This window comes from Enterovibrio sp. FF113, from assembly GCF_041439165.1.
Classification (GTDB): domain Bacteria; phylum Pseudomonadota; class Gammaproteobacteria; order Enterobacterales; family Vibrionaceae; genus Enterovibrio; species Enterovibrio norvegicus_A.
Genome location: NZ_JBGONO010000001.1, coordinates 201536 through 223621 on the forward strand (window position 1 = coordinate 201536; position 22086 = coordinate 223621).

Annotated in this window: 22 protein-coding genes; 9 read left to right on the forward strand and 13 right to left on the reverse strand. The window is 46.9% G+C overall.

Annotation, left to right across the window (positions count from 1 at the left end):
* Positions 1–35 precede the first annotated feature (35 nt).
* The 6 genes from ACED36_RS01030 to ACED36_RS01055 all read right to left on the reverse strand — a co-directional run bounded on the left by ACED36_RS01030 (position 36) and on the right by ACED36_RS01055 (position 7149).
* Complete coding sequence (locus ACED36_RS01030) at positions 36–464, reverse strand: PAS domain-containing protein (protein ID WP_016958584.1); 429 nt, start codon at positions 462–464, stop codon at positions 36–38.
* A 2-nt stretch (positions 465–466) separates the two neighbouring features.
* Positions 467–1474: a response regulator gene (locus ACED36_RS01035; protein ID WP_371732596.1), complete on the reverse strand. Its 1008-nt coding sequence runs from the start codon at positions 1472–1474 to the stop codon at positions 467–469.
* A 238-nt stretch (positions 1475–1712) separates the two neighbouring features.
* Positions 1713–2462: a hypothetical protein gene (locus ACED36_RS01040; protein ID WP_017003425.1), complete on the reverse strand. Its 750-nt coding sequence runs from the start codon at positions 2460–2462 to the stop codon at positions 1713–1715.
* Positions 2463–2568: 106 nt separating this feature from the next.
* Positions 2569–4398 (reverse strand): MOSC N-terminal beta barrel domain-containing protein, encoded by a 1830-nt coding sequence (locus ACED36_RS01045; protein WP_371732597.1) that lies wholly within the window; start codon positions 4396–4398, stop codon positions 2569–2571.
* 122 nt (positions 4399–4520) lie between these two features.
* The gene (locus ACED36_RS01050; protein WP_371732598.1) at positions 4521–6104 is read right to left on the reverse strand and encodes a hypothetical protein; all 1584 of its coding nucleotides are present in this window, start codon (positions 6102–6104) and stop codon (positions 4521–4523) included.
* Positions 6105–6258: 154 nt separating this feature from the next.
* Positions 6259–7149, reverse strand: a complete 891-nt coding sequence (locus ACED36_RS01055; protein ID WP_017003423.1) for a LysR substrate-binding domain-containing protein — start codon at positions 7147–7149, stop codon at positions 6259–6261.
* 237 nt (positions 7150–7386) lie between these two features.
* Here ACED36_RS01055 and dgcN point away from each other — a divergent pair, with 237 nt between their 5' ends.
* From dgcN to ACED36_RS01075, 4 genes are all read left to right on the forward strand, one after another.
* Positions 7387–8400: an N-acetyltransferase DgcN gene (dgcN, locus tag ACED36_RS01060; protein ID WP_371732599.1), complete on the forward strand. Its 1014-nt coding sequence runs from the start codon at positions 7387–7389 to the stop codon at positions 8398–8400.
* 4 nt (positions 8401–8404) lie between these two features.
* Positions 8405–9343, forward strand: coding sequence for an enolase C-terminal domain-like protein (locus tag ACED36_RS01065; RefSeq protein ID WP_017003422.1), 939 nt, complete (start codon positions 8405–8407; stop codon positions 9341–9343).
* Between the two features lie 190 nt (positions 9344–9533).
* Positions 9534–10667 (forward strand): fatty acid desaturase, encoded by a 1134-nt coding sequence (locus tag ACED36_RS01070; protein ID WP_017003421.1) that lies wholly within the window; start codon positions 9534–9536, stop codon positions 10665–10667.
* Between the two features lie 316 nt (positions 10668–10983).
* The gene (locus tag ACED36_RS01075) at positions 10984–11451 is read left to right on the forward strand and encodes a GNAT family N-acetyltransferase (protein WP_016958574.1); all 468 of its coding nucleotides are present in this window, start codon (positions 10984–10986) and stop codon (positions 11449–11451) included.
* Between the two features lie 48 nt (positions 11452–11499).
* On the opposite strand, the gene ACED36_RS01080 is transcribed toward ACED36_RS01075, so the two are convergent.
* Positions 11500–11934, reverse strand: coding sequence for a GFA family protein (locus ACED36_RS01080; RefSeq protein WP_016958573.1), 435 nt, complete (start codon positions 11932–11934; stop codon positions 11500–11502).
* 143 nt (positions 11935–12077) lie between these two features.
* On the opposite strand from ACED36_RS01080, the gene ACED36_RS01085 reads away from it, so the two are divergent.
* Positions 12078–12359, forward strand: coding sequence for a hypothetical protein (locus tag ACED36_RS01085; RefSeq protein WP_026023870.1), 282 nt, complete (start codon positions 12078–12080; stop codon positions 12357–12359).
* Positions 12360–12372: 13 nt separating this feature from the next.
* Here the strand turns inward: ACED36_RS01085 and ACED36_RS01090 are convergent, their stop codons facing one another.
* The 3 genes from ACED36_RS01090 to ACED36_RS01100 form a co-directional block, all read right to left on the reverse strand.
* A complete protein-coding gene (locus ACED36_RS01090; RefSeq protein ID WP_371732600.1) occupies positions 12373–12882 on the reverse strand; it encodes a rod shape-determining protein in 510 nt (169 codons plus the stop codon).
* Positions 12883–13069: 187 nt separating this feature from the next.
* A complete protein-coding gene (locus ACED36_RS01095) occupies positions 13070–13471 on the reverse strand; it encodes a DUF1801 domain-containing protein (RefSeq protein ID WP_016958570.1) in 402 nt (133 codons plus the stop codon).
* Positions 13472–13544: 73 nt separating this feature from the next.
* Positions 13545–14531 carry a GTP-binding protein gene (locus tag ACED36_RS01100; protein ID WP_016958569.1) on the reverse strand — a complete coding sequence of 329 codons (987 nt, stop codon included), beginning with the start codon at positions 14529–14531 and terminating at the stop codon, positions 13545–13547.
* Between the two features lie 261 nt (positions 14532–14792).
* On the opposite strand from ACED36_RS01100, the gene ACED36_RS01105 reads away from it, so the two are divergent.
* The 3 genes from ACED36_RS01105 (at position 14793) to ACED36_RS01115 (ending at position 18153) form a co-directional block, all read left to right on the forward strand.
* On the forward strand, positions 14793–16178 hold the full coding sequence (locus ACED36_RS01105; protein ID WP_016958568.1) for a TldD/PmbA family protein: 1386 nt from the start codon (positions 14793–14795) through the stop codon (positions 16176–16178).
* Positions 16178–17521, forward strand: a complete 1344-nt coding sequence (locus tag ACED36_RS01110; RefSeq protein ID WP_016958567.1) for a TldD/PmbA family protein — start codon at positions 16178–16180, stop codon at positions 17519–17521. The genes ACED36_RS01105 and ACED36_RS01110 overlap by 1 nt, the downstream gene beginning before the upstream one ends.
* A 119-nt stretch (positions 17522–17640) precedes the next feature.
* A complete protein-coding gene (locus ACED36_RS01115) occupies positions 17641–18153 on the forward strand; it encodes a GNAT family N-acetyltransferase (RefSeq protein WP_016958566.1) in 513 nt (170 codons plus the stop codon).
* Between the two features lie 6 nt (positions 18154–18159).
* On the opposite strand, the gene ACED36_RS01120 is transcribed toward ACED36_RS01115, so the two are convergent.
* From ACED36_RS01120 to ACED36_RS01130, 3 genes are all read right to left on the reverse strand, one after another.
* The gene (locus ACED36_RS01120; protein ID WP_016958565.1) at positions 18160–18633 is read right to left on the reverse strand and encodes an NYN domain-containing protein; all 474 of its coding nucleotides are present in this window, start codon (positions 18631–18633) and stop codon (positions 18160–18162) included.
* A 69-nt stretch (positions 18634–18702) separates the two neighbouring features.
* The gene (locus ACED36_RS01125) at positions 18703–19554 is read right to left on the reverse strand and encodes an alpha/beta hydrolase (protein WP_016958564.1); all 852 of its coding nucleotides are present in this window, start codon (positions 19552–19554) and stop codon (positions 18703–18705) included.
* A 96-nt stretch (positions 19555–19650) separates the two neighbouring features.
* On the reverse strand, positions 19651–20250 hold the full coding sequence (locus ACED36_RS01130; protein WP_016958563.1) for a TetR/AcrR family transcriptional regulator: 600 nt from the start codon (positions 20248–20250) through the stop codon (positions 19651–19653).
* A gap of 362 nt (positions 20251–20612) precedes the next feature.
* On the opposite strand from ACED36_RS01130, the gene ACED36_RS01135 reads away from it, so the two are divergent.
* Positions 20613–22055 (forward strand): cytochrome-c peroxidase, encoded by a 1443-nt coding sequence (locus tag ACED36_RS01135; protein ID WP_241823319.1) that lies wholly within the window; start codon positions 20613–20615, stop codon positions 22053–22055.
* Positions 22056–22086 lie beyond the last annotated feature (31 nt).

The following is a 22086-nucleotide window of genomic DNA, read 5'->3' on the forward strand; positions in this document are numbered from 1 at the left end:
TTGCAGGAATTATTTCGAAATTCAACGTTGTGCCGCTACGAGTAAGTTAATGCTTCGCCCGTCACATCCGCTACAGAAATAAACATGTGTTGTGCTTCGCCACGTAAATTCACAATCGGATTAAGCGTCACATTTTGGAACATAAAGTTAGTTTGCCCTGTAAGGGGGCGAACATTACGACAGTGAAAAAGATACGGTCTCTGTTTCCACACCACAAAGCTTCGGCATTTCAATTCAAAAACGGGTCGGCACTTTGCACGAAACCAGCTTTCTGAAATTTCAGGAAACACATCAAACAGCGATTTACCCTGCACTTTGTTTGGGTACTTTCCTGTGTGATGGACCATGAAACCATTCCACATATGAATGGTGAAGTCTCGGTCCACAACAATCAACCCCATGTCGATATTTTGCACCATATCGACCATCCAGTTGAATTGTTCAAATTCTGGTGAGTCAATCATGGTTACTCCTCATCATCCATTAGATAGGCGAGTTTAGCGTCAAGCAATGGCAACGATTCATCCACCAGCAACAAGAGCAAATCGCATTTAATGCTTGTGTTATCAATGGCATAGCTTACTTCAATCGTTACCGTGCGTTTCCATGTGCCGTGCATCCCTTCGACCAACTTGTCCACCGCAAGATGCTGGCCAATAATTGCAGGGTAGCTTTGGGCAAAAACAAGGCCTGCTTGCTCACCAATGCCGGATAAGAACGCGCTAATCAGCACATTACTGACATCCACCAAAACTTCTAGGTCATTATCTACGCTGCCATCATCAGGATAATCAAGGATGGCGAGCAGATCTTTCATCGAAGAATCGGAAATGAGCATCAAGGCTTCACCAGCGATACCCTCACCACTAAACCCTTGGCAAATGCCTGACATATTATCGTTCGCTGCAAGGTGTCTGATGGTCATCACCAGCTCACTCACCTCAAACACGTTAACGTGAGGTAAAGGCATGTGAACGAACACATCAAAGTAACGCGCTAGCGAGTCTGCTGCGCGCCCCATCGCGACATTGACCACCTCCATATACATTTCACGGCGGCCAATTTTCAAGTCTTCAACAGGTTTTTCAGCAGCGGCGGCTTCAGGCGCAGTGTCTGATTTATACGGCGCGAGCAGCTCGTTTAGTTGCGCTGGGCTTACTGGCTTTTGAACGAATGCTTGCGCTCCCAGCGATAACACACGCTCCTGTGCCTTAGGCTGAATATCACCAGACACCACAAAAACGGGCACGGTAATATTGCTGTTTCGCATGGCTTCCAATGTTTCGTAACCATCCAAAACAGGCATAGTTAGATCAAGAAACATCACATCAAAAGTATTCGCTGTTAGCTGGTCAATGGCGACTTGTCCGTTTTCAGCAAACGTTACGTCAGCATTGATGAATGCTGGCATCGAGCGAGCGAGTTGTTTTCGCGCTAATGCTGAGTCATCGGTGATCAATACTCGGGTTGTCAACGTGTCTACCCCTACCGTCCGATTATTGTTGATGCTGAGCGCATCGAAGAAGGCAAAGCCGAGAAATATAACGCCATTGTAAAGGCTTTGTCTTAGGTTTATGACATTACTTCAATAAGCATAGCGTCACTTGGTTGTTTTTTCGCCTCAAGACAAAAAATCACTCAATCACACTGTCCGTAACAATCAAAAGCTCCACGTATCGCAGTGCAATATCGTGAAGTCTTATCTAACCCTATTATTGCTGGCTTTGTTCTTGTGTGATGTTTTCTTTGGGAGTAGTTTTTGGTTCTTGCGGTATCGCTAATTGATCTTGCGGGACGGGCAGATTTCCGAACGCAGATAACTCTCGATTCACCTTATCAAGGCTTGCGCTTTGGTCTTCAAATTCGGCCATTAATTCTTCGGCTTTCTGGTTATAGGTATTGAAGTTGTCACAATCTTTTTCTGACACCCAATTCCAAGAGTTGCCCTTTTTAAATTCTTCACAGGCTTGCTGGCTGGATTCCGCTTTGTGGCTGGCTTTAAAGATCCTTTCGTTTAAATCACTCACCGCTTGCGCCAATCTATAGCGCTCCGCGTAAAGCACATCGGTGTTTTGAAGCCTTGCCCTTAGCTTACTGATGGAATCAACTTGATCAGCAACCTTGATATCAAGTGTCGCTTTCATTTCGTCCATCTGTTTTGCCTGGTGCGTCAATTGCACAAGCTGCGCTTTTAGTTGATCAATTTCCACATCTTTCTGTTCAATCAGACCCTCGGTCGTTGCAGCATCTGATGTGCGCGCGACCATCGCTTCTTCTAGCTGAACAATGGTTTGTTGTGCTTGAATCAACTCGCTTTGAGATTGCGTTAATTGCGTGTTTACGCCCTCAAGTAGTTCTTGTGCCACATTACTGATTGAAGACCAGTGATTACCAGCAACAAGGCCGCCCAACACTAAACCGCCAGCAAAAAGTAGTGCGCCTTTTTTATTCGCGCTTGTCATAATCTATTCCCAAAATAAGCCCCAAAAAAAGCTGCGCCATGATACCTCATGAGGCAGCTTTTAATGTTAGCTGAAAGAAAAAAAGCGTTAATTTACCGCTGGTTGGCTAGAGTTTACTCAATACCACATCACCTTTAGGTACACAGCAACACGCTAAGACCAAGCCATCCTCTTTTTCGCCCGGAAATAGAGCGGGCATATCGGGTTGAGAAACCTCTCCTTCCACTAAGCGCATCTTGCAACAGCCACACACACCTGCGCGACAACTATAGTCCACTTGAACGCCAACTTCTTCGGCCTGAACCAGAATAGGTCGCTGATTGTCGCCACGAATGTATTCGCCTTCGATAGTGATTGAGACTTCCATGGCAGGTAAATCATCGCCAACTGTCGGAGGGGTGAAGAATTCCTGATAACGCTGTGATTCTGGCACACCCAGTAAACTGAGCAATGTCATTGCAGAATCCATAAACCCTTGCGGGCCACACACAAATACTTCGCGTCCTATCAGCGCAGGGATCAGTGCTAAATGTTCTTGGCTCAATCGTCCAGAGAGTCCCTTCCAACTGTCAGAAGGGCGACTAAGCAGTGTCATGACTTTCAAGCCTTTGTGCTTGGCTGCCATGGCATCAAGTTCATCCGAAAATGGTATATCGGCTTCGGAGCGACACTGGTGGAAGAAGATCACATCATCAATGTCGTTATGATCGAACAGCGTTCGCAGCATGGACATCATAGGCGTCACGCCACTGCCACCCGATAGCAATAACAAAGAGCGACGCTTTGCTGCATCATCGCTAAGATGGAACTGACCGTCAGGCGTTTGCGCCTTGATCACTGCGCCTGCCTTTAAGTTATCGTGCAGCCAGTTTGAAACCTCACCACCCTCGACACGCTTAACAGAAATCGCCAAGCGCTCTGGTCGTGTCGGTGATGACGACAACGTGTAGCGACGCTGTACGCGCTTGCCATCAATATCCAACTCAATAGGAAGATGCTGACCGGCTTTGTAAGCGGGCAACTGGCCTTCTGTACTGTCGAACCAGAAGGTTTTAAAATCCTGCGCAACATGCTCGATGTCTTTACATTGCAAAGTGAGTTTCGGCGTTGTCTTGTCTTCGTAAACTTCAGCGTCGCGATACTCCAACACTTCTATCTGATCACCCGCTTTGATTTCACCTTCATTGAGCGCAATCAGATTCATGCCGAAATTCACATTGCCGCTTTTATCAGTGCGAAATTGGCTTAAGGTGTTGATAGGTTCCCCATTCACACGGAAACGCCCTGTATCTAAATCTAACGTAGTGAAGACGCAACGGCTGCATGGACAATCAACCCGGAATACCGCCGAGCCAATGCGTACCTTGGCCCATGTGTCTTCTTCAAAAGCGTCACATCCTGTTGCGACCAAATTGGTGCGAAACTGATCCATGGTGTGCATGTCAGGTGTTCGTGCATTAAGGGCATCAAGTGACGCTTGTGAAATCACCAATAACGGGAAACCGTCGGCAAAGCTAACCTTAGTTTGCGCTTTCGATGCAAAACGCGGTGAAGATTCTTCACCCGTAAACAAAAGTTGTTTATGGCCTCCCAACAAATGACTAAACCATGCATTGGCCGTCGACGTCGTTGAATAGGCGCAGAATTCATCTTTCCAAACGTTGGTGTGAATTTCTTGAAGCGAGAATTGAGCGTATTTAAGTACCAAAGGTGACAGCGTAGGGTGGTTCAACGTAATGCCATTCGCCTGAAGCGACACAGACACTTCCGTCATTTTAGGGTCAGTCCGCCCAGTAACAAATTTGCCCGTACTGTCAGCGACCATGAAACGACGGTCGAAGCTCAAACCGATACTTTCAACCCATGCGTTCGATAAGGAAAGTCCACCTGCTGATTTAACTGGGTAAACATTAATTTGATTGATTTTTGCGCCCACGCTAGCTCCTGCTATTTCTTATGATTCCCAAAACACATTGCAGAGTATTAGAACACAGGCCCTTGAAAAAGCAGCCCGTTATGTGATCAAAATGTGTGATGTATAACCTTCACGAACCTGAACTAACAGGCAATCGGTTTGCCGTTCGTCGCAATAATGCGTTGAAGGCGATCGGGATCGCTAACCATAGTCGGCCATTTAAGATACAGATGGTGCAGGCTGGTCAAACACAGTGAAATACACGACATGGTCTTCTCACGAATTTCTTCGCTATCCCACCAAGCTTCGCCACTTAAGATATTGTTCCAATCATCAGACAGGCTTTCTGCCAACTCCATGGCTTCGTTAGCATTGCCGCTGATCAATTCGCCTACCGCTTGAGGAACATCATCGGCGTCTTTCCCTGCACCAAAGATGTTGCGAAGTGCCAATATTGAATCCAATAACCCATCAAGACGATCAGGTTGACGTGCAGCGCTGAACAATCGCGTAAACGCAAGGCGAATACCTGTTGAATCGGTGTCTTCAAGCAGCAAACTCCAGTTCTCTAGCTCGTCCAAAACACCATTAGTAATACTCACGGGTTCATCCGCCTCTTTGACGGTATCAACTGCACCCTTTGCGCCTTCCAGAGAGAATGGATCGATATGCCATGCCCATTCCGGCGCCACAAAGGGCGGTGAATCACTCAAAAAGCACATGGCCATGCAAAGCGTGATATTGAGTTCAGTGGAAACCTTATCGCTTTCTGCTTCCAACACCTCGCTCGGCCAATCGTCGTCATCCAGCAAGTCACCACTGTTGATGGCATAGGCATAGCCCGATTCGAGCATGAAACCACTGTCTTTGCGTTTTGCCATTTGACTAGGCAGTTGCAAGACATATTCAGCAATGGACGGAGTGTAACGGCGCAAGGTGCCCCATTTGGTTTCGAGTTCATCGAAATCAACCAATGCCGCATTGCGAAATCCAACAAACAGAGGGATCTGCGCGACTTCACCATCTGCTACGCTGCGTGCGATTTCTAGCATTTCTAGGACGGTATTGACGAACATTTCGGCACTGACAGGCCCACGAACGCGCATCAGATCGTAGCTATTGATCAAAAGCGCGGCAGGCAACGATGACAACGTGATCACCCCTCGTTTTCCTTTCGAATCCACGTAGTGACCAAAGGTTTCACTCGGCTCATTGCCGATCACTTCAAACACCCGCTCAAATGAGCGGTCTTCAATGAAATGACGATATAGGTTTTTATTGCCTGGCAGATGGGAAATTGCGGCGCTCAAATAGCCAGAAGCACGATAAAACAAATGCGGACGCGCACCGGCTTTAACCAGAAACAAGGGATAAAGCTCCGCGGCGACAGTCGCTAAACTTCGCGCTAGCGGATCACTATTGTTAAAAGACGGCGTGACACCGCCATTTTGCCGACGCCATACAGAAAAGATGTGCTGCCCATTTTGCAACACATGGGGAAGCCGATGGAAAAATGACTGTTCGATGTCCCCCTGCGATACGGCGACAGCACGCATTTGACGACAAAGCTGCACATAAGAAGTGACTGTGTCTTCCTGTTTTGCAGAGAGTTTCCCTTGATGCTGTAGAGCATGCCTAGCTTCCGCTTCTGAAATATTCAGAATGTAGCTGACAACGCGATGCCCCATGGCTTTGACGAAATTCGGGATAGGTTCTTTAAACGACATGACACCCCCAGCGTCAACAAACAATAGCCTTGAACTCCTCACCGACGCAGTAGGCGGGAGCCATTTATTCTTTTATCGGCAGCGCGTTCAAGAAATATAGCAGGTCAGCGATCACATAAATCGCGATTCTCGTCCCTTCAACCGATTTCCTTATCTAGTTGAACGAGTTATCGGTTGCTATTTTTTTCAATGCCGCCCAGATTTTTTCACCTGAAGGATGAAGCCGAGATTGGTAGCGATAAGCATAATAAGAAACCCGTCGGTTCAACGCTTTGTTTTTCATCACCACCAAACGCCCCTGGGACAGCTCTGTTCTTATCGCAAAATCAGGCAGCCACGCCACACCCAATCCATTCAAGGCTTGAAGCTTGAGCATATCCACCATGGACGACAAAAAGACAGGTTTCAAACTCACTTCATGGCGAACAGTTTCTGTCTGACGCCCCATGTATGAGGTGGGTGTAAAAGCAAGCCAAGGAACATTGTCGTGTTCGAAATGATAAATTGGCTGCCCCTTATTATCCGCCGCGCAAACGGGCAATAAATCCGCTGTACCGACTTTGATGTGCTCATAGGGCGCTAATTTAAGATGTTCATTGTCGAAGGCTAACAGCACATCACATTCACCTTCTCGCAATGCATCGACTGCTTCGTCGACATTCATGGCATCCACACTCAGCATGGGACGAGATTCATCCGAAAATTGCGCTTGAATGGATTGCGTAAGATTCAGCGCCAACGAGTGAGCTGAGGCAATACGAACGACGCTGCCATCAGAGTAATTCAGGGCAGAGATATGGCTGATCCCTTCAACCATTTGGTTGACCAATGTGCGAGCGGTCACGCGAAATATGCGCCCACTGGCGGTTAGCGCGACGGGCGTTTGGCTTCGATCAACAAGCTCAGCACCAACCGATTGCTCTAACATTCGGATACGCCGACTAAACGCAGGCTGGGTGATATTTCGAAGACCAGCGGCACCCGAAAAATTGCGGGTTTCCGCCAAGGCGAGAAAGTCTTCCAACCATTTACTTTCAATGTTCATCCGAAACTTTCAACCTCATTTGAGGAAATACTCAGCAAGTTAGAAAGCACGAGTATATCGGTATCTGAAACTTAATTCCGGCACTTAACCCTACACTCATCACAGTTTTATCCCATTTTGATAACGGTTTGGCATCAGCGAAACATAAACGGCATTTATCACCGTCCGCGTTGGCTTCTATAGTGAAGATAAAGCGAAAATGAAACATTCTAATCGTCAAATATGACAAGGAGATCTATGAACATTCCATTCCCCTACCTGCTCATGTTGGGCGAAAGCAAAGACCCACTCGCCATTAAAACCGCACGAGGCATTCACTACTGGCGTCCCGAAAAATGCATGGGACAGTTGCGTTTGAACGACGATGTTCCGTCACTGAACTTACCTGACATCGACATTCAAACTGCGGCGAAGGATGGGGCAAAAACCTTAGTCTTGGGTATGGCTAATGCGGGTGGCGTACTCGCACCCCATTTTGTTCCGTATATTTTAGAAGCGCTAAATGCAGGCATGAATGTGGCTTCCGGATTACACCAGAGGTTGGCTGATACCCCTGCCATTGCCGAAGCGGCAGAAAAATCAGGTACCGCTTTGTTTGACCTTCGCCATTCGAACGAAACGCTCCCAGTAGGCACTGGCATCAAGCGTTCAGGTAAGCGCCTATTGACGGTGGGCACGGACTGTTCTGTCGGCAAAATGTTCACCACGCTCGCGCTAGAAAAAACCATGAAAGCACGCGGACTATCCGCCACCTTCTGCGCCACTGGCCAAACCGGTATTTTGATTGAAGGAAACGGCATTGCCGTTGATGCAGTCGTTTCAGATTTTATCGCAGGCGCGACGGAGGCGTTATCACCTGACTGTGAGCCAAACCAATGGCAGCTAGTCGAAGGTCAAGGTTCACTGCTTAATCCGGCATTTTCCGGTGTCACAATGGGGCTACTCCATGGCGCACAACCTGATGCACTTGTTCTGTGTCATGAGGCGAATCGCGACACTATTCGTCATTTGCCACACATGCCTATTCCAAACATTGCCGACATCATGGAGCTCGCCGTTCGATTAGCAAAGCTCACTAATCCGAATCCTCGTTTTGTGGGTTTGGCGATTAATACTTCAGCACTGAGCGAAGACGAAGCTAAGCGTTATTTAGACTCCCTCTCTAACCAATACGGATTACCCGCCACCGATCCCGTGCGTTTTGGTGTAGACAATATTGTCGATAATCTAATTCACGTATTTGAGGAGTAACGCGATGAAGATTTCAGCCAATATAGTCACTTACACCTTGAAGCGTCCATTTACGATTTCTCGAGGCAGCCGAACGACCGCCGAGGTCATACAAGTGAGCATCGAAAAGAACGGAAAAGTGGGGGTGGGAGAATGCTCACCAACAGGCCGCTACGGGGAGAGTTTTGACAGCGTGCTCGCCGAAATTGAGTCGGTCAACAACACGCTATTTGACCGCACCTCACTGAAGTCGTTTTTACCACCCGGTGCGGCGCGAAACGGGTTGGATTGCGCATTATGGGACCTAGAAACAGACAATTTCCCCGACAATTTCTCTTTGCCACAAACCATCCAAACCGCCATGACAGTTTCAATTGGTTCGCCACAAGATATGGCTGACGAAGCCAAAGGTTATGTCGAACAAGGCGCAACACTGATTAAGGTAAAATTGGATGCTGATTTGGTGTATGAGCGCTTGGCCGCCGTTCGCGCCGTCGCACCAGATACCACATTGGTTGTTGATGCAAACGAGGCTTGGGGATCACTGGATATTGCCACCACTCTCAATCAAATCACATCGCTCAACATTGCCATGGTGGAGCAGCCTCTCCCCGCTGACAACGATGAAGGTTTGAGAAACATTGCGAGCCCAATTCCGCTTTGTGCAGACGAAAGCTGTCACACCGCCGACGATGTCATCGCTTTGGTCGACAAATACCAAATGGTGAACATCAAACTTGATAAAACCGGCGGGTTAACGGCAGCATTCGAATTGGAACAAGCAGCACGCACAGCGGGGCTGCAAATCATGGTCGGTTGTATGCTAGGAAGTTCGATTGCCATGCGAGCGGCATTGCCCGTTGCCGCCACCGCCATAATGGTTGATCTGGACGGTGCATTTCTGATCAGTGACGACATAGACAACGGCCTGCATTATCAACGCGGCAATATCGTATTGCGTTAGTTCGCCCAGCAACTTCGTCAATGGGAGAATGAAATGTATTCAATACGTTTCACTCTTTTTTTACTTTCAAAAGAATAAAGGCGGTTAAATCGACAAAATTGCGACAAACTGTTAATGACCATCTTGACCCTTTAACAAGCTCGCCCTATTCTAGCTTACATGTGTACGCTGGAATTTTGCGGTATTTAAAATGGAATCGAATCAAGCACAAAAACCTCCCGTTATATGGCTCAATGTTATGGTCTTTACGGTCACTTTTTCCGTCGCGGTCATTGGCACGCCACTCTGGGCTTATTTCTACGGCTTCGATCTAGCACAAATCGCTATGTTTGTTGCCATGTTTACGTTCGCGGGTATGTCTATCACAGCGGGCTACCACCGTCTTTGGTCACATAAAACCTACCAAGCGCATCCTATCCTTAAGGGCATCTTTGCATTGGGCGGCGCACTTGCGCTTCAAAATAGCATTCTTCATTGGTCATCAGATCACCGCGTTCACCATCGCCATGTGGATGACAACGACACTGACCCTTATTCGGCAAAACGTGGATTCTGGTATTCACACATCGGCTGGATGCTTCGTGAATATCAAAAGCACCGCTATTCGGATTACAGCAACTGTCGTGACCTACAAAAAGACAAGGTCGTTATGTGGCAGCACAAGTATTATCTTCCTTTACTGCTGGCGACAAACTTCGGTATCCCAATCCTTTTTGGTGTACTTCATGGCGATATTTGGGGTGCAATCATCCTGATTGGTTTTGTGCGCGTTGTCGCCAGTCACCACACCACCTTCTTTATTAATTCTCTGGCGCACATCTGGGGTAAGCAACCTTACACCGCAAAAAATACCGCGCGTGACAATGGTATTTTGGCATTTTTCACTTTCGGTGAGGGCTATCATAATTTCCACCATATCTTTGAAAACGATTATCGCAACGGTATTTATTGGTGGCAGTTCGACCCAACCAAATGGTTAATCAAAGCGAGTAGCTGGCTAGGCCTAACCACGAAACTTCGTATTACACCACAAGATCGTATCGAGAAAGCGCGCGCCACTATGCTGCTTAAGAATATTCAAGCGCGCTTAAGCGTGACGCCGAATGCTTCACAGCGCTTACAAGCGATTGAACAAGAATATGATGCGTTGGTTGTTCGCATGAGCGAATACTATGAAGCTAAGAAACGCTTGATTGACATGAGAAAACAGAATCTTCTGAAAAAATATGAGAAAGCCATTTTGGTTCAGCAGCTGCAAATCCTCAAAGGGGATTTCATTGAGCAGAAACGTAACTGGCAAATGCTTACCGCGAGTTATGCGTAAGCTCACAAACACCATCACTCAGGGCAGCTTACGCTGCCCTTTTTTATGCAGCTTATTGTATTGTTTAGATAAGATACACAACAAAGAAGACCACAATGAACGCCCCGAGATTGCCCACTGTATGGCTTATTATCTTCGCCGTTGCCTCGAGTAGCTTGTCCGATCTTTTGCTGAAGCAGTTTGGATTTGCATACGATGTATTCACTCAACCATTTAGCATCACAAAGGTCGCTATAGACTCCGCCGTGTTTATTGCGATATTCATAGTACTCAGCTTCACTTACTTCAAAGTCCAAAAACTAAGATCAACAAAACCATGATCACTGTTCGTAAGATGCGTGCTGGCGAAGAAATGATGTTGTGGCAGCTTTTTTACAAGACCATCAGGCAAATAAACATCCGTGATTACACGCCAGAGCAAGTCGCAGTTTGGGCACCCGATGAGTGCAATGAGGCTGCTTGGTGTGATCGCATGCAACGAATACAACCTTTTGTCGCCATCATCAATGACAAGATAGCAGGCTATGCTGGCCTGCGGTCAGACGGCTATATTGACCATTTTTTTGTTGATGCAGACTTCCAAAGTAAGAGTGTGGGAAAAACGTTGATGAAAACCCTGTTCAGGGAGGGCAAGAAAAATTCAGAACTTTCCCGTTACTTTTCCCACGTCAGTATCACCGCCAAACCTTTTTACGAACGTATGGGCTTTCACGTCGTTAAAGTTCAACAGATTGAAAAGCAGGGCCAAGTCTTCACCAATTACGTGATGGAAAAAGCCGTCTAACAGCTGTCTTCGGCTTTTTGCCAATGCTGACGGTACGTTATAAAACACTTACTGCGAGCTATCCAATTCCCTACCCTCAGAAAATGTCGGTAAATCATCAGTAATATCATGCCACTGCGCGCCGTATTTAGTGAAAATATGTGCGTCAGGCTTAATGGGTATCTCGCTATCTAACGTGCCAAGCGTGAACTCAACCAAGCTGCCGTCACTGTTGGCAGGTTCAAATAGCAGGCTTGAACCGCAATGAGAACAAAATGTGCGTTTCGTTCCGTTATCCGCAACATAAGCTTTCAAAAGATCGCGACCCGCAACGAAACGGAAACTTTCCGCTTTTACCTCGCCAAAAGTGGCGAACGCGGCACCGTGAAATTTACGGCACATGGAGCAATGGCAGTGACCCATATTCGGCTCGATATGATCAACTTCGTAGCGGATTTGGCCACAAAGACATTGGCCAGTATAAGGTGAGGTGACTGTAGGCATGTGTCATTCCTTTGCGGGTTATTTCTTCTAACTTGCACCAAAGATATCTAATCAGCAAGGGAATTACGTGTCTCAAACCTAAAGCTCGACAAGCTTATTGCAGAGGAATAAAATCCTGCTCCCGCAATGAGCGAGTCTCTATGATGAACAAGAAACCGACTCGCATGGACGCAATGAAAAACATTATCCAACAAGTGAAGATGGAACTGCCACTTTACGAACCCGAAACTTTTGTCTGCGGACCCGATAACAGCTGTATCGGCTGCCCTAAAAAGCTGTTGGAGTTGGTGGATTCCGAACTTTCTTATTGGGAGTCTGAAATGTCTCGCGGCGTGACGCCGCAATTTGATGAGATTCGACGCTTCGGAAAACTCTGCACAAATGTAAAACGTGGATTAGCCAGAAATAACATGCTTCCCGCATAACCCACGTTTAACGCTACGGCTCAATATTGGCTATATGGATTTCTTTCAGCCCTGCGTTTAGCAGGTGCTGAGAAGGCAAAGTATCCCCCCAGTACACATACGCATTTTTTGCGCCCGCTTCGTAGGCCATATCGCGTAGGGCTTTCTTCTCAATATCCGTCAAGCCTCCTTCTATCCTTTCCATTGGATGTAAGATCACCTGAATTTTAGGAGAAAAAAAAGAACGAGGAGTCACCTGTGAAATTGCATGATGAATGATTGTTTCACCGGCAGTGTAATCTGCAATCAAGCTTCTCGGATGCGAAAACGGGTTACTTACTGTTATATCAATATCATATTTTAGCGCTTGCGCGGCGTTACCTATCGCCACGATACGTTTTTGCACGGGACCCGTTGGTTTCCAAGCAATTAGAGGCTGCTCGTCAAAGACCTTTCCTGTCTTTGCGTTTAAAACTCGAAGACGTTCCTCCCATATTTGAATGTAAAGTGTACTTCCGTAGGCATAGATTAAGCGTGTAAGCATGCGTGTTCCCAGACAACCGCCAGAGCTGCAACTGGAAACGATGTGTCTACTCCCAACTTGCACTCAGTTATAATTTTTAGTTTGGCTATTGTTCATTTTTTATGGGGAACAGCAAAATTTATGACGGATTTTTACGCATCATTGCACAGTAATTAAGGCATGAATGAGTATGTTGCAAAATATGACATTACATATCTAACAAAGGTAGGGTTTTTCGCTTCTGGTAGGTAAAAGCCACACTGATACAAAGTCGTAGTGCTTCTTCGGGTATGTCTGCATTAAGATCAAACTTTAACGCGCGGTTCCCTTGATATTCAAACGCATCGGGCAGAACTTCACGGAAAGTATCAACCAACTTAGTTTTACAGTTCACAAAGAGAAACAGAGACGTCGAAGACTGAGGCTTCCAATCAATCCTAACCGCTGTGCCGCCTTTTACCGTATAGCTAGGCTCCCCCCACTTGAGGCCTTCATCCACACTTTTATCAAGCGTTTTGGCAACCGCAAAGATCAGTGAACGAATACGCATCAATTGAACTTTGACGTGTGGTGGATAGCGTTCAAATTTTGCATACACTTCTGGTGACAATATCTGCACTCCTTAAGGATCGAGAAGCCCGACAACACATCGGGCATCTCAGGCTAGTTGCTCGGGCATAAGGTCACTTCATCACGAATGATAAAAGAATCTCTTCCAGCTCATCCCATGGCAAAGGTTTTTTATCAATGACCTCTGCCCTTGATTCCACGCCCGTTAAACTGATCGGACTGACTGACACGATTTGATTAACGACGTTAAACGCAAACATGCCATCGTCGGTGTTCATCACAGCTTTCACGCGTTCCGCATTAAGATTGGCAAAGAGACCATAAAGCGAGTCGAACGGGAACAATGTATTGGGTTCGAATACCCAACCACAGCTTACATACCCCTGGCCTTTGTTCTCTTTGCGACGAAATTTTTCACCTGGCGCCAATTCGAATGCCGGCATCTCATCGTCGTCATGAGAATGATGATGAGCAAACTGCGCCTCACGGTCAATGCGCGGTAACATAAGCCAATCGGGGTTCAATTGCCCTTGTTCTACATAGCCTGATGCCTGCTTAGGGATCTCTGAGCTTGCGACATAATCATCAAACGCGGCGATGTCATCCACAGAAGATAAATCGGTTTTGTTCGCAACAACAACATCAGCCAAGGCCAATTGATCGCGAAAGTTCTGATTCTCAGTGTAACGTGCATCCGCGAAATTGCGGGGATCGACCAACGTAATGGTGGCATTGAGCTCAATATAATTGGCGTAGTGTTCCGACAACAGCTTGCCGATAATGTCTTTCGGGTGTCCCAGTCCCGTCGGCTCAATCAGAAGACGATCAGGGTTCTGTGCCAGAAGTGCATTGATACCAATCGCCATCGGAAGCCCTGCCACACAACACATGCAACCACCCGGCACTTCTTTTACCAATGCGCCCTGTTCGCTGAGAAACGCACCATCAACCCCCACTTCACCAAATTCATTCACTAGCACGGCCCAGCTTTCATTTTCCGGCTTTTGTTTAAGCAAAGAGAGTATGGCGGTGGTTTTACCCACGCCAAGAAATCCTGTGATGATGTTTGTCGGAACTTTTTTCGTCAGTTTTACAGCCATTTTTAAATCCAATTTTGCACAGCGTGACGCTCATAGCAGGAAGTGTATCAAGACAGCTAACAGAGCAAAGCGCTTTTCTTGACTCATTGAGGATTAAATTCAAGTTTTCGCTTTCGCGTTTGTGATTACTGGTTGATATTTAAACAAACGCTAACTAATTGATTATTCCTATATCACTAAAAGGGAAAGATGATTGGTGCGTTTGAACCTAACTGATACTCTGAAGGTATAAGAAGCTGACTCTTTTTTCAGGAGGAAGAAATGCTAAATACGAACACTGCCAAAGCAGTGATTGATCATGCCCTATTTCTAGGCGCTGATTTTGCGGAATTGTTCATTGAGCGACACCATTCGGGTAGTGTTGAAGTGCTGTCCGGTGATGTTGATAAAGTTAACTCCGGCATTGATTTCGGGATCGGTATTCGACTGTTCTTTGGTCACAAAGTTCTTTACGGCTACACCAACAGTCAAGATGAAGAAAAACTCAAACAAGTTACCTCTTTACTATGCGCGAAAGACAAACGCGACCAAATCGTGAATGCTGGCGCATTAAACCTGACCGTCAATAGTGACCGTCACCCCGTGACCATGCCCTTCTCGGCTAACAACCACGTTGAAGAGAAAATTGCATTCCTCAAGCGTGTCGATGCAAAAGCGCGTGCAGAAAGCGATAAAATCTCCCAAGTAATCAGTCGTATTATGCAGCGCGAGCAGCAAATCGAAATCTTCAACTCGACGGGTTTACACATTCAAGATACTCGCCACTACACGCGTATTGCGTCTTCTGTTGTCGCAACACACGGTAACGAGCAATCTACCGGTTATGAAGCGCCTGGCATGCTCTCTGGCTGGGAGTTCAATGGCCAAGTTAATCCTGAAGCATTAGGCGAAATGGCAGCCAAGCAAGCCCTGATTAAACTCGGTGCGGCGGCGTGTCCTTCCGGTGAAATGCCCGTTGTTATCGGTAATGGTTTTGGCGGTGTGATTTTCCATGAGGCATGTGGTCACTTGCTCGAAACTACCTCAGTGGCGAAAAAAGCCTCCGTCTTCCACGACAAAATGGGCGAAATGATTGCCAATCCTGTCGTGAATGCCGTTGATGATGGCTTGATGAAAAACGAATGGGGTTCAATCAACATCGATGATGAAGGCATGGAAACCCAGCACACGCAATTGATCACAGACGGTAAGCTCACCAGCTTTATGGTCGATCATATGGGTAGCCTGAAAACCGGCTTCGCCCGCACAGGCTCTGGTCGTCGTGAATCTTACAAATACGCGCCAACTTCACGTATGCGTAATACCTACATTGAGGCAGGTAATGACGAGCTTGAAGATATGATTGGCGGCATTGAACGCGGTATTTACGCCAAGAAAATGGGCGGTGGTTCAGTGCAACCTGGCACGGGCGAGTTCAACTTCGCCGTTCAAGAAGCCTATCTGATTGAAAACGGCAAAGTCACCACGCCGCTTAAATCTGCCACTCTGATCAGCACCGGACCAAAAGTGCTGAAAGAGATCAGCATGGTCGGCAAAGACTTTGAGTTGGCAGCAGGCATGTGTGGTTCAGTCAGTGGTTCAGTGCCAACGACTGTAGGTCAACCTGCATTGAAAGTAGACAATATTTTAGTGGGAGGCGGTAGCTAATGAGTGAGACTAATACGTTAGAACAGGCCGTCGAGCACGTTTTAGAGCTGGCGAAAAAACAGGGCGCACAGGCGGATGTTATTGCATCCAGCAGCGAAAGCTTTAGCTTAAAATCCGACCAGGGTGAGTTGTCTGAGTACAAGGTAACAGCCAGTCAGGTGATTGGTGTTCGCGTGATCAAAGACGAACACATTGCCATTAGTTATTCAGAGTCCTTAGAGCCTGAAAATTTGTCGCAGATGGTGAATCAAGCACTCACCAATGCCAGCTTTACCAAGAAAGACCCGTACCAGAAAATTCGTTCTGAAGGGTTAATCTTGCGTACTGAGTACCCGGAAATATTCCAACAAGACAGTGCAACACCCGAGCAAAAAATTGAGCTGGCGTTGTCGTTAGAAAGCCGTATTCGTGAAAAACCATTGGCGAAATCTGCCCCTTATAACGGTTACAGCGAAAACAGCGCCACCGTATTGCTTGGCAATACACTCGGTACACGCTGCTCGCATCAAGAGCGCACATTCAGTTGCTATACCGCTGCCTTGATCGATCACAATGACAAACAAGCTATGCATGTAGCGGCGTCTATCGCGCGTACTTTTGACGGATTATCGCCTGACAAAATCATCAACGATGCCTATGAAATGGCAGACGCCTTGCTGGAAGGTGAGCCCATCGCAACAGGTCAATACTCGGTCATTTTCGAGCAAGACTCCCTGAACGATGTACTCGGCGCATTTGGTAGCTGTTTCTCAGGCGAGTCCGCCAAACGAGGCACTAACCCATGGCGCGATAAAGTTGGCGAGCAAGTGATGAGTCCTTTGCTGACATTCAAAGATGTCGCTTACATGCCAGGGGGCTTTTCCATCAAAGCGTTTGATGGCGAAGGTTTCGCAACCGCCGACACACCGCTAATTGAAAATGGGACATTGGTTGGCTTATTGCACAATTCAGCCACTTCCGCACATTTCGGCGTTGCACACACAGCTAACGCAGGCCGTTCAGCAAAAGGTACCCTGAGTGTGTCATCACGTCACGATGTCATTTCAGCAGGCACGAGCAGCGAAGCTGAAGTCACCGCGGGTGAATATCTCGAATTGGTTGAACTGCAAGGTGTCCATTCAGGTGCAGATTCTATCAGCGGTGAGTTCTCCTTTGGAGCAAGCGGCTTCCTCTGCCGAGATGGTAAGCGTCTGAAACCGGTTCGTGGCATCACCGTGGCCGGTAACTTCTACACCATGATCAAAGAAGTCGAAGCCGTAGGTAGCACCGTGATGCCAAATTATGACGGTTGTTTTTTTGCGCCACTGATTCGCTTTGCGCGATTGAACATCGCCGGTAAGTAACTTTTTTAGCCTGAAACTTGTCAAGAGCCCTAAGCAGGGCTCGTTTCTTTGTATGTTTTTTCAAGGATGTTCTATTTCAACTGCTATTCCTTAGTCGCTTTTTTTAATAAGAATCAGTTATGCCTTCATCAAAATTCATACTCGAAACCAAACGTTTGACGCTGCGCCGTCTAAACGATAAAGACGCACCGTTTATTCATCGCCTTTACAATACCGAAGGGTTTCTGAGTTTTGTGGGTGATAAGAACATTGGAAGCGTTATAGATGCAGCCGTTTATCTTCGTGCATCACTCATGCCTATGTATACGCATGCCCATATGGGGTTGTTTGCCGTCGAGGAAAAACAAAGCGGTCTACCGATCGGTATCTGTGGATTGATCAAAAGAGATTCATTAGATGACATCGACTTGGGGTATGGATTCTTCCCTGAGTACGAAGGGAAAGGCTATGCGGCAGAAGCGGCACAAGCAATGATTGAATTGGCAACAAACACCCTCAAGCTCTCAAAAATTGTCGCCATTACGCACCCTCACAATGTTCGCAGTTTGGCGCTGTTAGGACGATTAGGCTTTGTGCTTGAGTCTGGAATAGAACCCGCGCCAGAGCTCGTCTTGCTCAAGCGCGATCTATAGAAATAGTTACAGCAACATATCGTCTTCGATAGGAATAAAACGGTCAACGCTGTTTACCAGTGAATTGGCAGTTAGAGTCGGTACGCCAAACACCACCGCCTCTTTACCATACCCTTCCCGTACTCTGTCCATCAAAACATCAAAGTCACCATCGCCAGACAACAACACCACCATGTCGACTTTTGGTGCAGCTTCCATCACATCAATAGCAATCCCAACATCCCAATCACCTTTGCTGCTTCCATCACTACGCTGAATAAACGGCTTAAGTTTGACCTCAAAGCCAATGTGACGCAGAGCATCTTGAAACTTAATTTGCTGGTCATCGTCACGGTTAATGGCATACGCCGTTGCTGATACAACTTCCCCCATGTGAGCGAGGTTTTTCCACAACAAACGATAGTTAAACTGGCGACCATATGCTTGTCGGGTTGTGTAATACACATTTTGCACATCAACAAAAACAGCAATTTTTTTCAAAGGATTACCTTATCGACGAATAAACAGAAAGACAGATGAGAGCGAGCCAAAGCATAACACAATAGCCCTTTATGCTTTATCAGCGATGCGCAAAAACGCTTCTTTTAATGGATCACTTTTCAACACACGCCCATGGCCTAACCCTTCCGTTGCCACTAGCGACACATGCGAAAATTCCGTCGCCAATTCTGACACCGAAAACGGAGCGAACTTGTCCCCTCTGTCGTGAACGATAGTGATTGGAGATTGGCGTTGGGCGAGTTTTTCAAATGGATCGATACTCTCAATCGTCGTGTTATAGCGCTTACCCACATCTTCCACGACTGCGTGAAACAGCTTCATTGAATAACCCGAGGCTTCAACGGTACCAAATAAGTTTTCCCAATATTTCAGCACAGGAGCAACAAGAATGATGGGCTTGCCATGAAGGCAAACATGGTCACTTTCAAGCAAGGTCGCGCCGCCCATAGAGTGCGCGATAACACCTTCAATCTCATCTTGATGTATCAATATGCCGTCTAGCGCGTTAAGAAACGCGGGGATACTACCCTCTTTTCCTTCACTTTTACCGTGGCCGGGATGGTCGTAAGCCAGCGCCGTATAACCCGCCTGAGCAATGTGTTCCATTAACGGAAAAAATTGGTTTGCTGACCCTGACCAACCATGGGTCAACAGCCAAACAGGGCCACTCCCCAACTGGTAAGTCATCATTTTCCCTTCCGACGTATCGACCGCTTTGATGACCATACTTGTCGGTGCCGCGTTATTCTCTTTTCCTTTCGCTGGCGTCAGGAAAATCCGTCGAGCCGTTTTCAACGCATGCTTTGGGGCAATGCGATGATGAAGCCGAGATGCGATACTCAACGCACTGCGACGGAAACTAAATCGCTTATTTTTACCGAAGTAGATTTTGCTGCTCATTTCACATCCTTTTATTTTTAGTACGGTCGTGCTTTTATGTTGGAATAAAAAAACAGACCGACTTAAAGACTGCTTTACTCATTGATGAAAATTAAATTAATTCGTGAGTTTACGTGTGCGAGCGAACAATTCATCAATGCCCGTCCAAAATTTTTGTGCCCCGTTACTTTCCAGACCCAAGGTCCTAAACAAATGGCTACTCAGGTATAGCCCATACAACTCATACACTGTTTGCCAGCAATCCATATCGTCATGAAACTCACCCAGTTCTATGCCTCGTTCAAACTGAATGTGAAGGTAGTGAAGCCATTTCTTGATGGTCGCCTCCAGCACTTTCTGCATAGGATCATCGTCCGTGTGGCTTTCACGCCACGCATCAAGAAACATACAACTACCTTGAAACGAACTGTTCCATGTCAGCCAGTTATCCAGCATGTGGCGAATTTTTGCTTCTATGGACACATGCAAGGCTTCTCTACAGGGTGCGATCACTCGCTCTGCGAATCGCTCTCCGGCATAAGCCACAACGGCTGCTTGTAGGTTACTGCGTGAATTAAAGTGCGCAAACAATCCACTTTTCGACATACCCACGCGTTTTGCTAGCTCGCCAATGGTTAGGCTTTCCAACCCTTCCTGACTCGCCATTTCAAATGCAATAGATAATATCTGCTCTCTGGTCTGACTCTTTTTGCTCATGAGTAACTTCTGTCCTGCGTTATTTCATTAATAGCACGAACGTTCGATTTATCAATCTTAGTTTTTCTGGTCAGAGTTGTGCCAGCTCACCTGGAGCCATTTTTTGGTCAAGATGCAATGCCTTAAGCCCATCAAATATACACTCAATGTTAACTTGGATAATTGTGCGGCTGATCCAATTATACCTGGAATCTCAAATAGATCTCGATGCAAAAATGATATGTTTCCCATGCGTGAGACTGCCTAAATATCAAGACAAATTGAAAATTACTCTGATGCTAGCATTCTCAATGTTGATCTCTTTAAAAAGCGACCACTCATAGGCAAAACACACAATGGTTAATTTTGTTTGGAAAACATCCGTGATATTTCTCATCCTGATTTCGCTGTCAGGCTGTAACGAAGATTTTTGGCTCAACTACCAATTGAGCAAAGAAATTGCCAAGCATAATTTTACCGGTGACCCCGCGGAGGGACGAACGCTTCCGCATATTTCAGAACCGTTACCACAACTCGGAAAAGCGCTCTTTTTTAGCAAAGCGCTTGGTGGAGACAAAGATACGGCCTGCGTGTCATGCCACTATCCCACATTAGGAGGTGCTGATGGGCTCGCACTTCCCATTGGTGTAGGTGCTGAAGAGCCAGACGTTCTTGGCCCAGGTAGACGTCACAGCAGCTCTTCAGAGCACTATGACGGCGGTCCAACAGTGCCACGCAACTCGCCTACTGTTTTCAATATGGGTCTTTGGGATCGTTCAATATTTCACGACGGTCGAATCGAGAGCCTATTTCCTGTTCCAGGGCAAAATGGCGCCATAGGAGGGATTGCTACGCCAGACGTTTCTTTGGGCATGGCCGACCCAGATGCTGGTATCAACCTGACCGTTGCCCAAACACGTTTTCCTGTCACCTCAAAAGAAGAGATGCGCGGGTTTGAGTTTGAATCTGATGGAACCAATGCTGATGTGCGAAATCATCTCGCCAACCGCTTACAGGGTGCATCGGGATTCGAACACGAGTTAGACGAGAATCGATGGTTAGACGAATTTCGCGACGTGTTCAACCAACCAGATACCGACGCCGAAAGCTTGATCACCTACGGCAATATCGCACTGGCGCTGGGCGAATATGAGCGCTCAATGGTGTTTACCAACACTCCTTGGAAGCAATATGTGCAGGGCGATATGGCCGCACTATCAAAAAATGCAAAAAAAGGTGCGCTGCTGTTTTTTAATGAGCCTCAACAAGGTGGTGCTGGATGTGTGAATTGCCACTCAGGGGACAATTTTACTGATGAGGATTTCCACGTTATCGCAATGCCTCAAATTGGCCGAGGTAAAGAAGACAGCACAATGGATCAAGGCCGATGGTATGTCACTGGCGCAGATAATGATCGCTATGCATTTCGGACACCATCACTCCTCAACGTGACAAAAACTTCGCCTTGGGGCCATGCTGGCGCTTATTCTTCACTTAAACAGGTTATTTTGCATCACGCCAATCCGCAGCAGGCTATTACGCAATTCAATTACAGCGAACTGGACCAAGATATTCAGGCCTCAATGTTACTGACAAACACACGCCCCGCGTTGAAGCAACTGCAAACGTTACGCAGTGAAGGCCAGTCCAAACTGCCGCGTATCTCATTAAGCGATAAAGAAGTCCTCCTACTTATAGCGTTTGTCGAATCGCTCACCGATCCTTGTGTGGAAGACAGAGAATGCCTCTCACCATGGATCGCTACGGGTAACGGTCCAGATGGTCTAACACTTCATGCAATCAATAAAAATGGCGATCCGTTGTAAGAAAACAGCGTAGATTAAAGAGTGCAACAAG

Bases quoted from the DNA above. Each gene is read 5' to 3' on its own strand.
- ACED36_RS01030 (WP_016958584.1), bottom strand. From the start codon at position 464: ATGATTGACTCACCAGAATTTGAACAATTCAACTGGATGGTCGATATG.
- ACED36_RS01040 (WP_017003425.1), bottom strand. From the start codon at position 2,462: ATGACAAGCGCGAATAAAAAAGGCGCACTACTTTTTGCTGGCGGTTTA.
- ACED36_RS01050 (WP_371732598.1), bottom strand. From the start codon at position 6,104: ATGTCGTTTAAAGAACCTATCCCGAATTTCGTCAAAGCCATGGGGCAT.
- ACED36_RS01055 (WP_017003423.1), bottom strand. From the start codon at position 7,149: ATGAACATTGAAAGTAAATGGTTGGAAGACTTTCTCGCCTTGGCGGAA.
- dgcN (WP_371732599.1), top strand. From the start codon at position 7,387: ATGAACATTCCATTCCCCTACCTGCTCATGTTGGGCGAAAGCAAAGAC.
- ACED36_RS01065 (WP_017003422.1), top strand. From the start codon at position 8,405: ATGAAGATTTCAGCCAATATAGTCACTTACACCTTGAAGCGTCCATTT.
- ACED36_RS01070 (WP_017003421.1), top strand. From the start codon at position 9,534: ATGGAATCGAATCAAGCACAAAAACCTCCCGTTATATGGCTCAATGTT.
- ACED36_RS01075 (WP_016958574.1), top strand. From the start codon at position 10,984: ATGATCACTGTTCGTAAGATGCGTGCTGGCGAAGAAATGATGTTGTGG.
- ACED36_RS01080 (WP_016958573.1), bottom strand. From the start codon at position 11,934: ATGCCTACAGTCACCTCACCTTATACTGGCCAATGTCTTTGTGGCCAA.
- ACED36_RS01085 (WP_026023870.1), top strand. From the start codon at position 12,078: ATGAACAAGAAACCGACTCGCATGGACGCAATGAAAAACATTATCCAA.
- ACED36_RS01090 (WP_371732600.1), bottom strand. From the start codon at position 12,882: ATGCTTACACGCTTAATCTATGCCTACGGAAGTACACTTTACATTCAA.
- ACED36_RS01100 (WP_016958569.1), bottom strand. From the start codon at position 14,531: ATGGCTGTAAAACTGACGAAAAAAGTTCCGACAAACATCATCACAGGA.
- ACED36_RS01105 (WP_016958568.1), top strand. From the start codon at position 14,793: ATGCTAAATACGAACACTGCCAAAGCAGTGATTGATCATGCCCTATTT.
- ACED36_RS01110 (WP_016958567.1), top strand. From the start codon at position 16,178: ATGAGTGAGACTAATACGTTAGAACAGGCCGTCGAGCACGTTTTAGAG.
- ACED36_RS01115 (WP_016958566.1), top strand. From the start codon at position 17,641: ATGCCTTCATCAAAATTCATACTCGAAACCAAACGTTTGACGCTGCGC.
- ACED36_RS01125 (WP_016958564.1), bottom strand. From the start codon at position 19,554: ATGAGCAGCAAAATCTACTTCGGTAAAAATAAGCGATTTAGTTTCCGT.
- ACED36_RS01130 (WP_016958563.1), bottom strand. From the start codon at position 20,250: ATGAGCAAAAAGAGTCAGACCAGAGAGCAGATATTATCTATTGCATTT.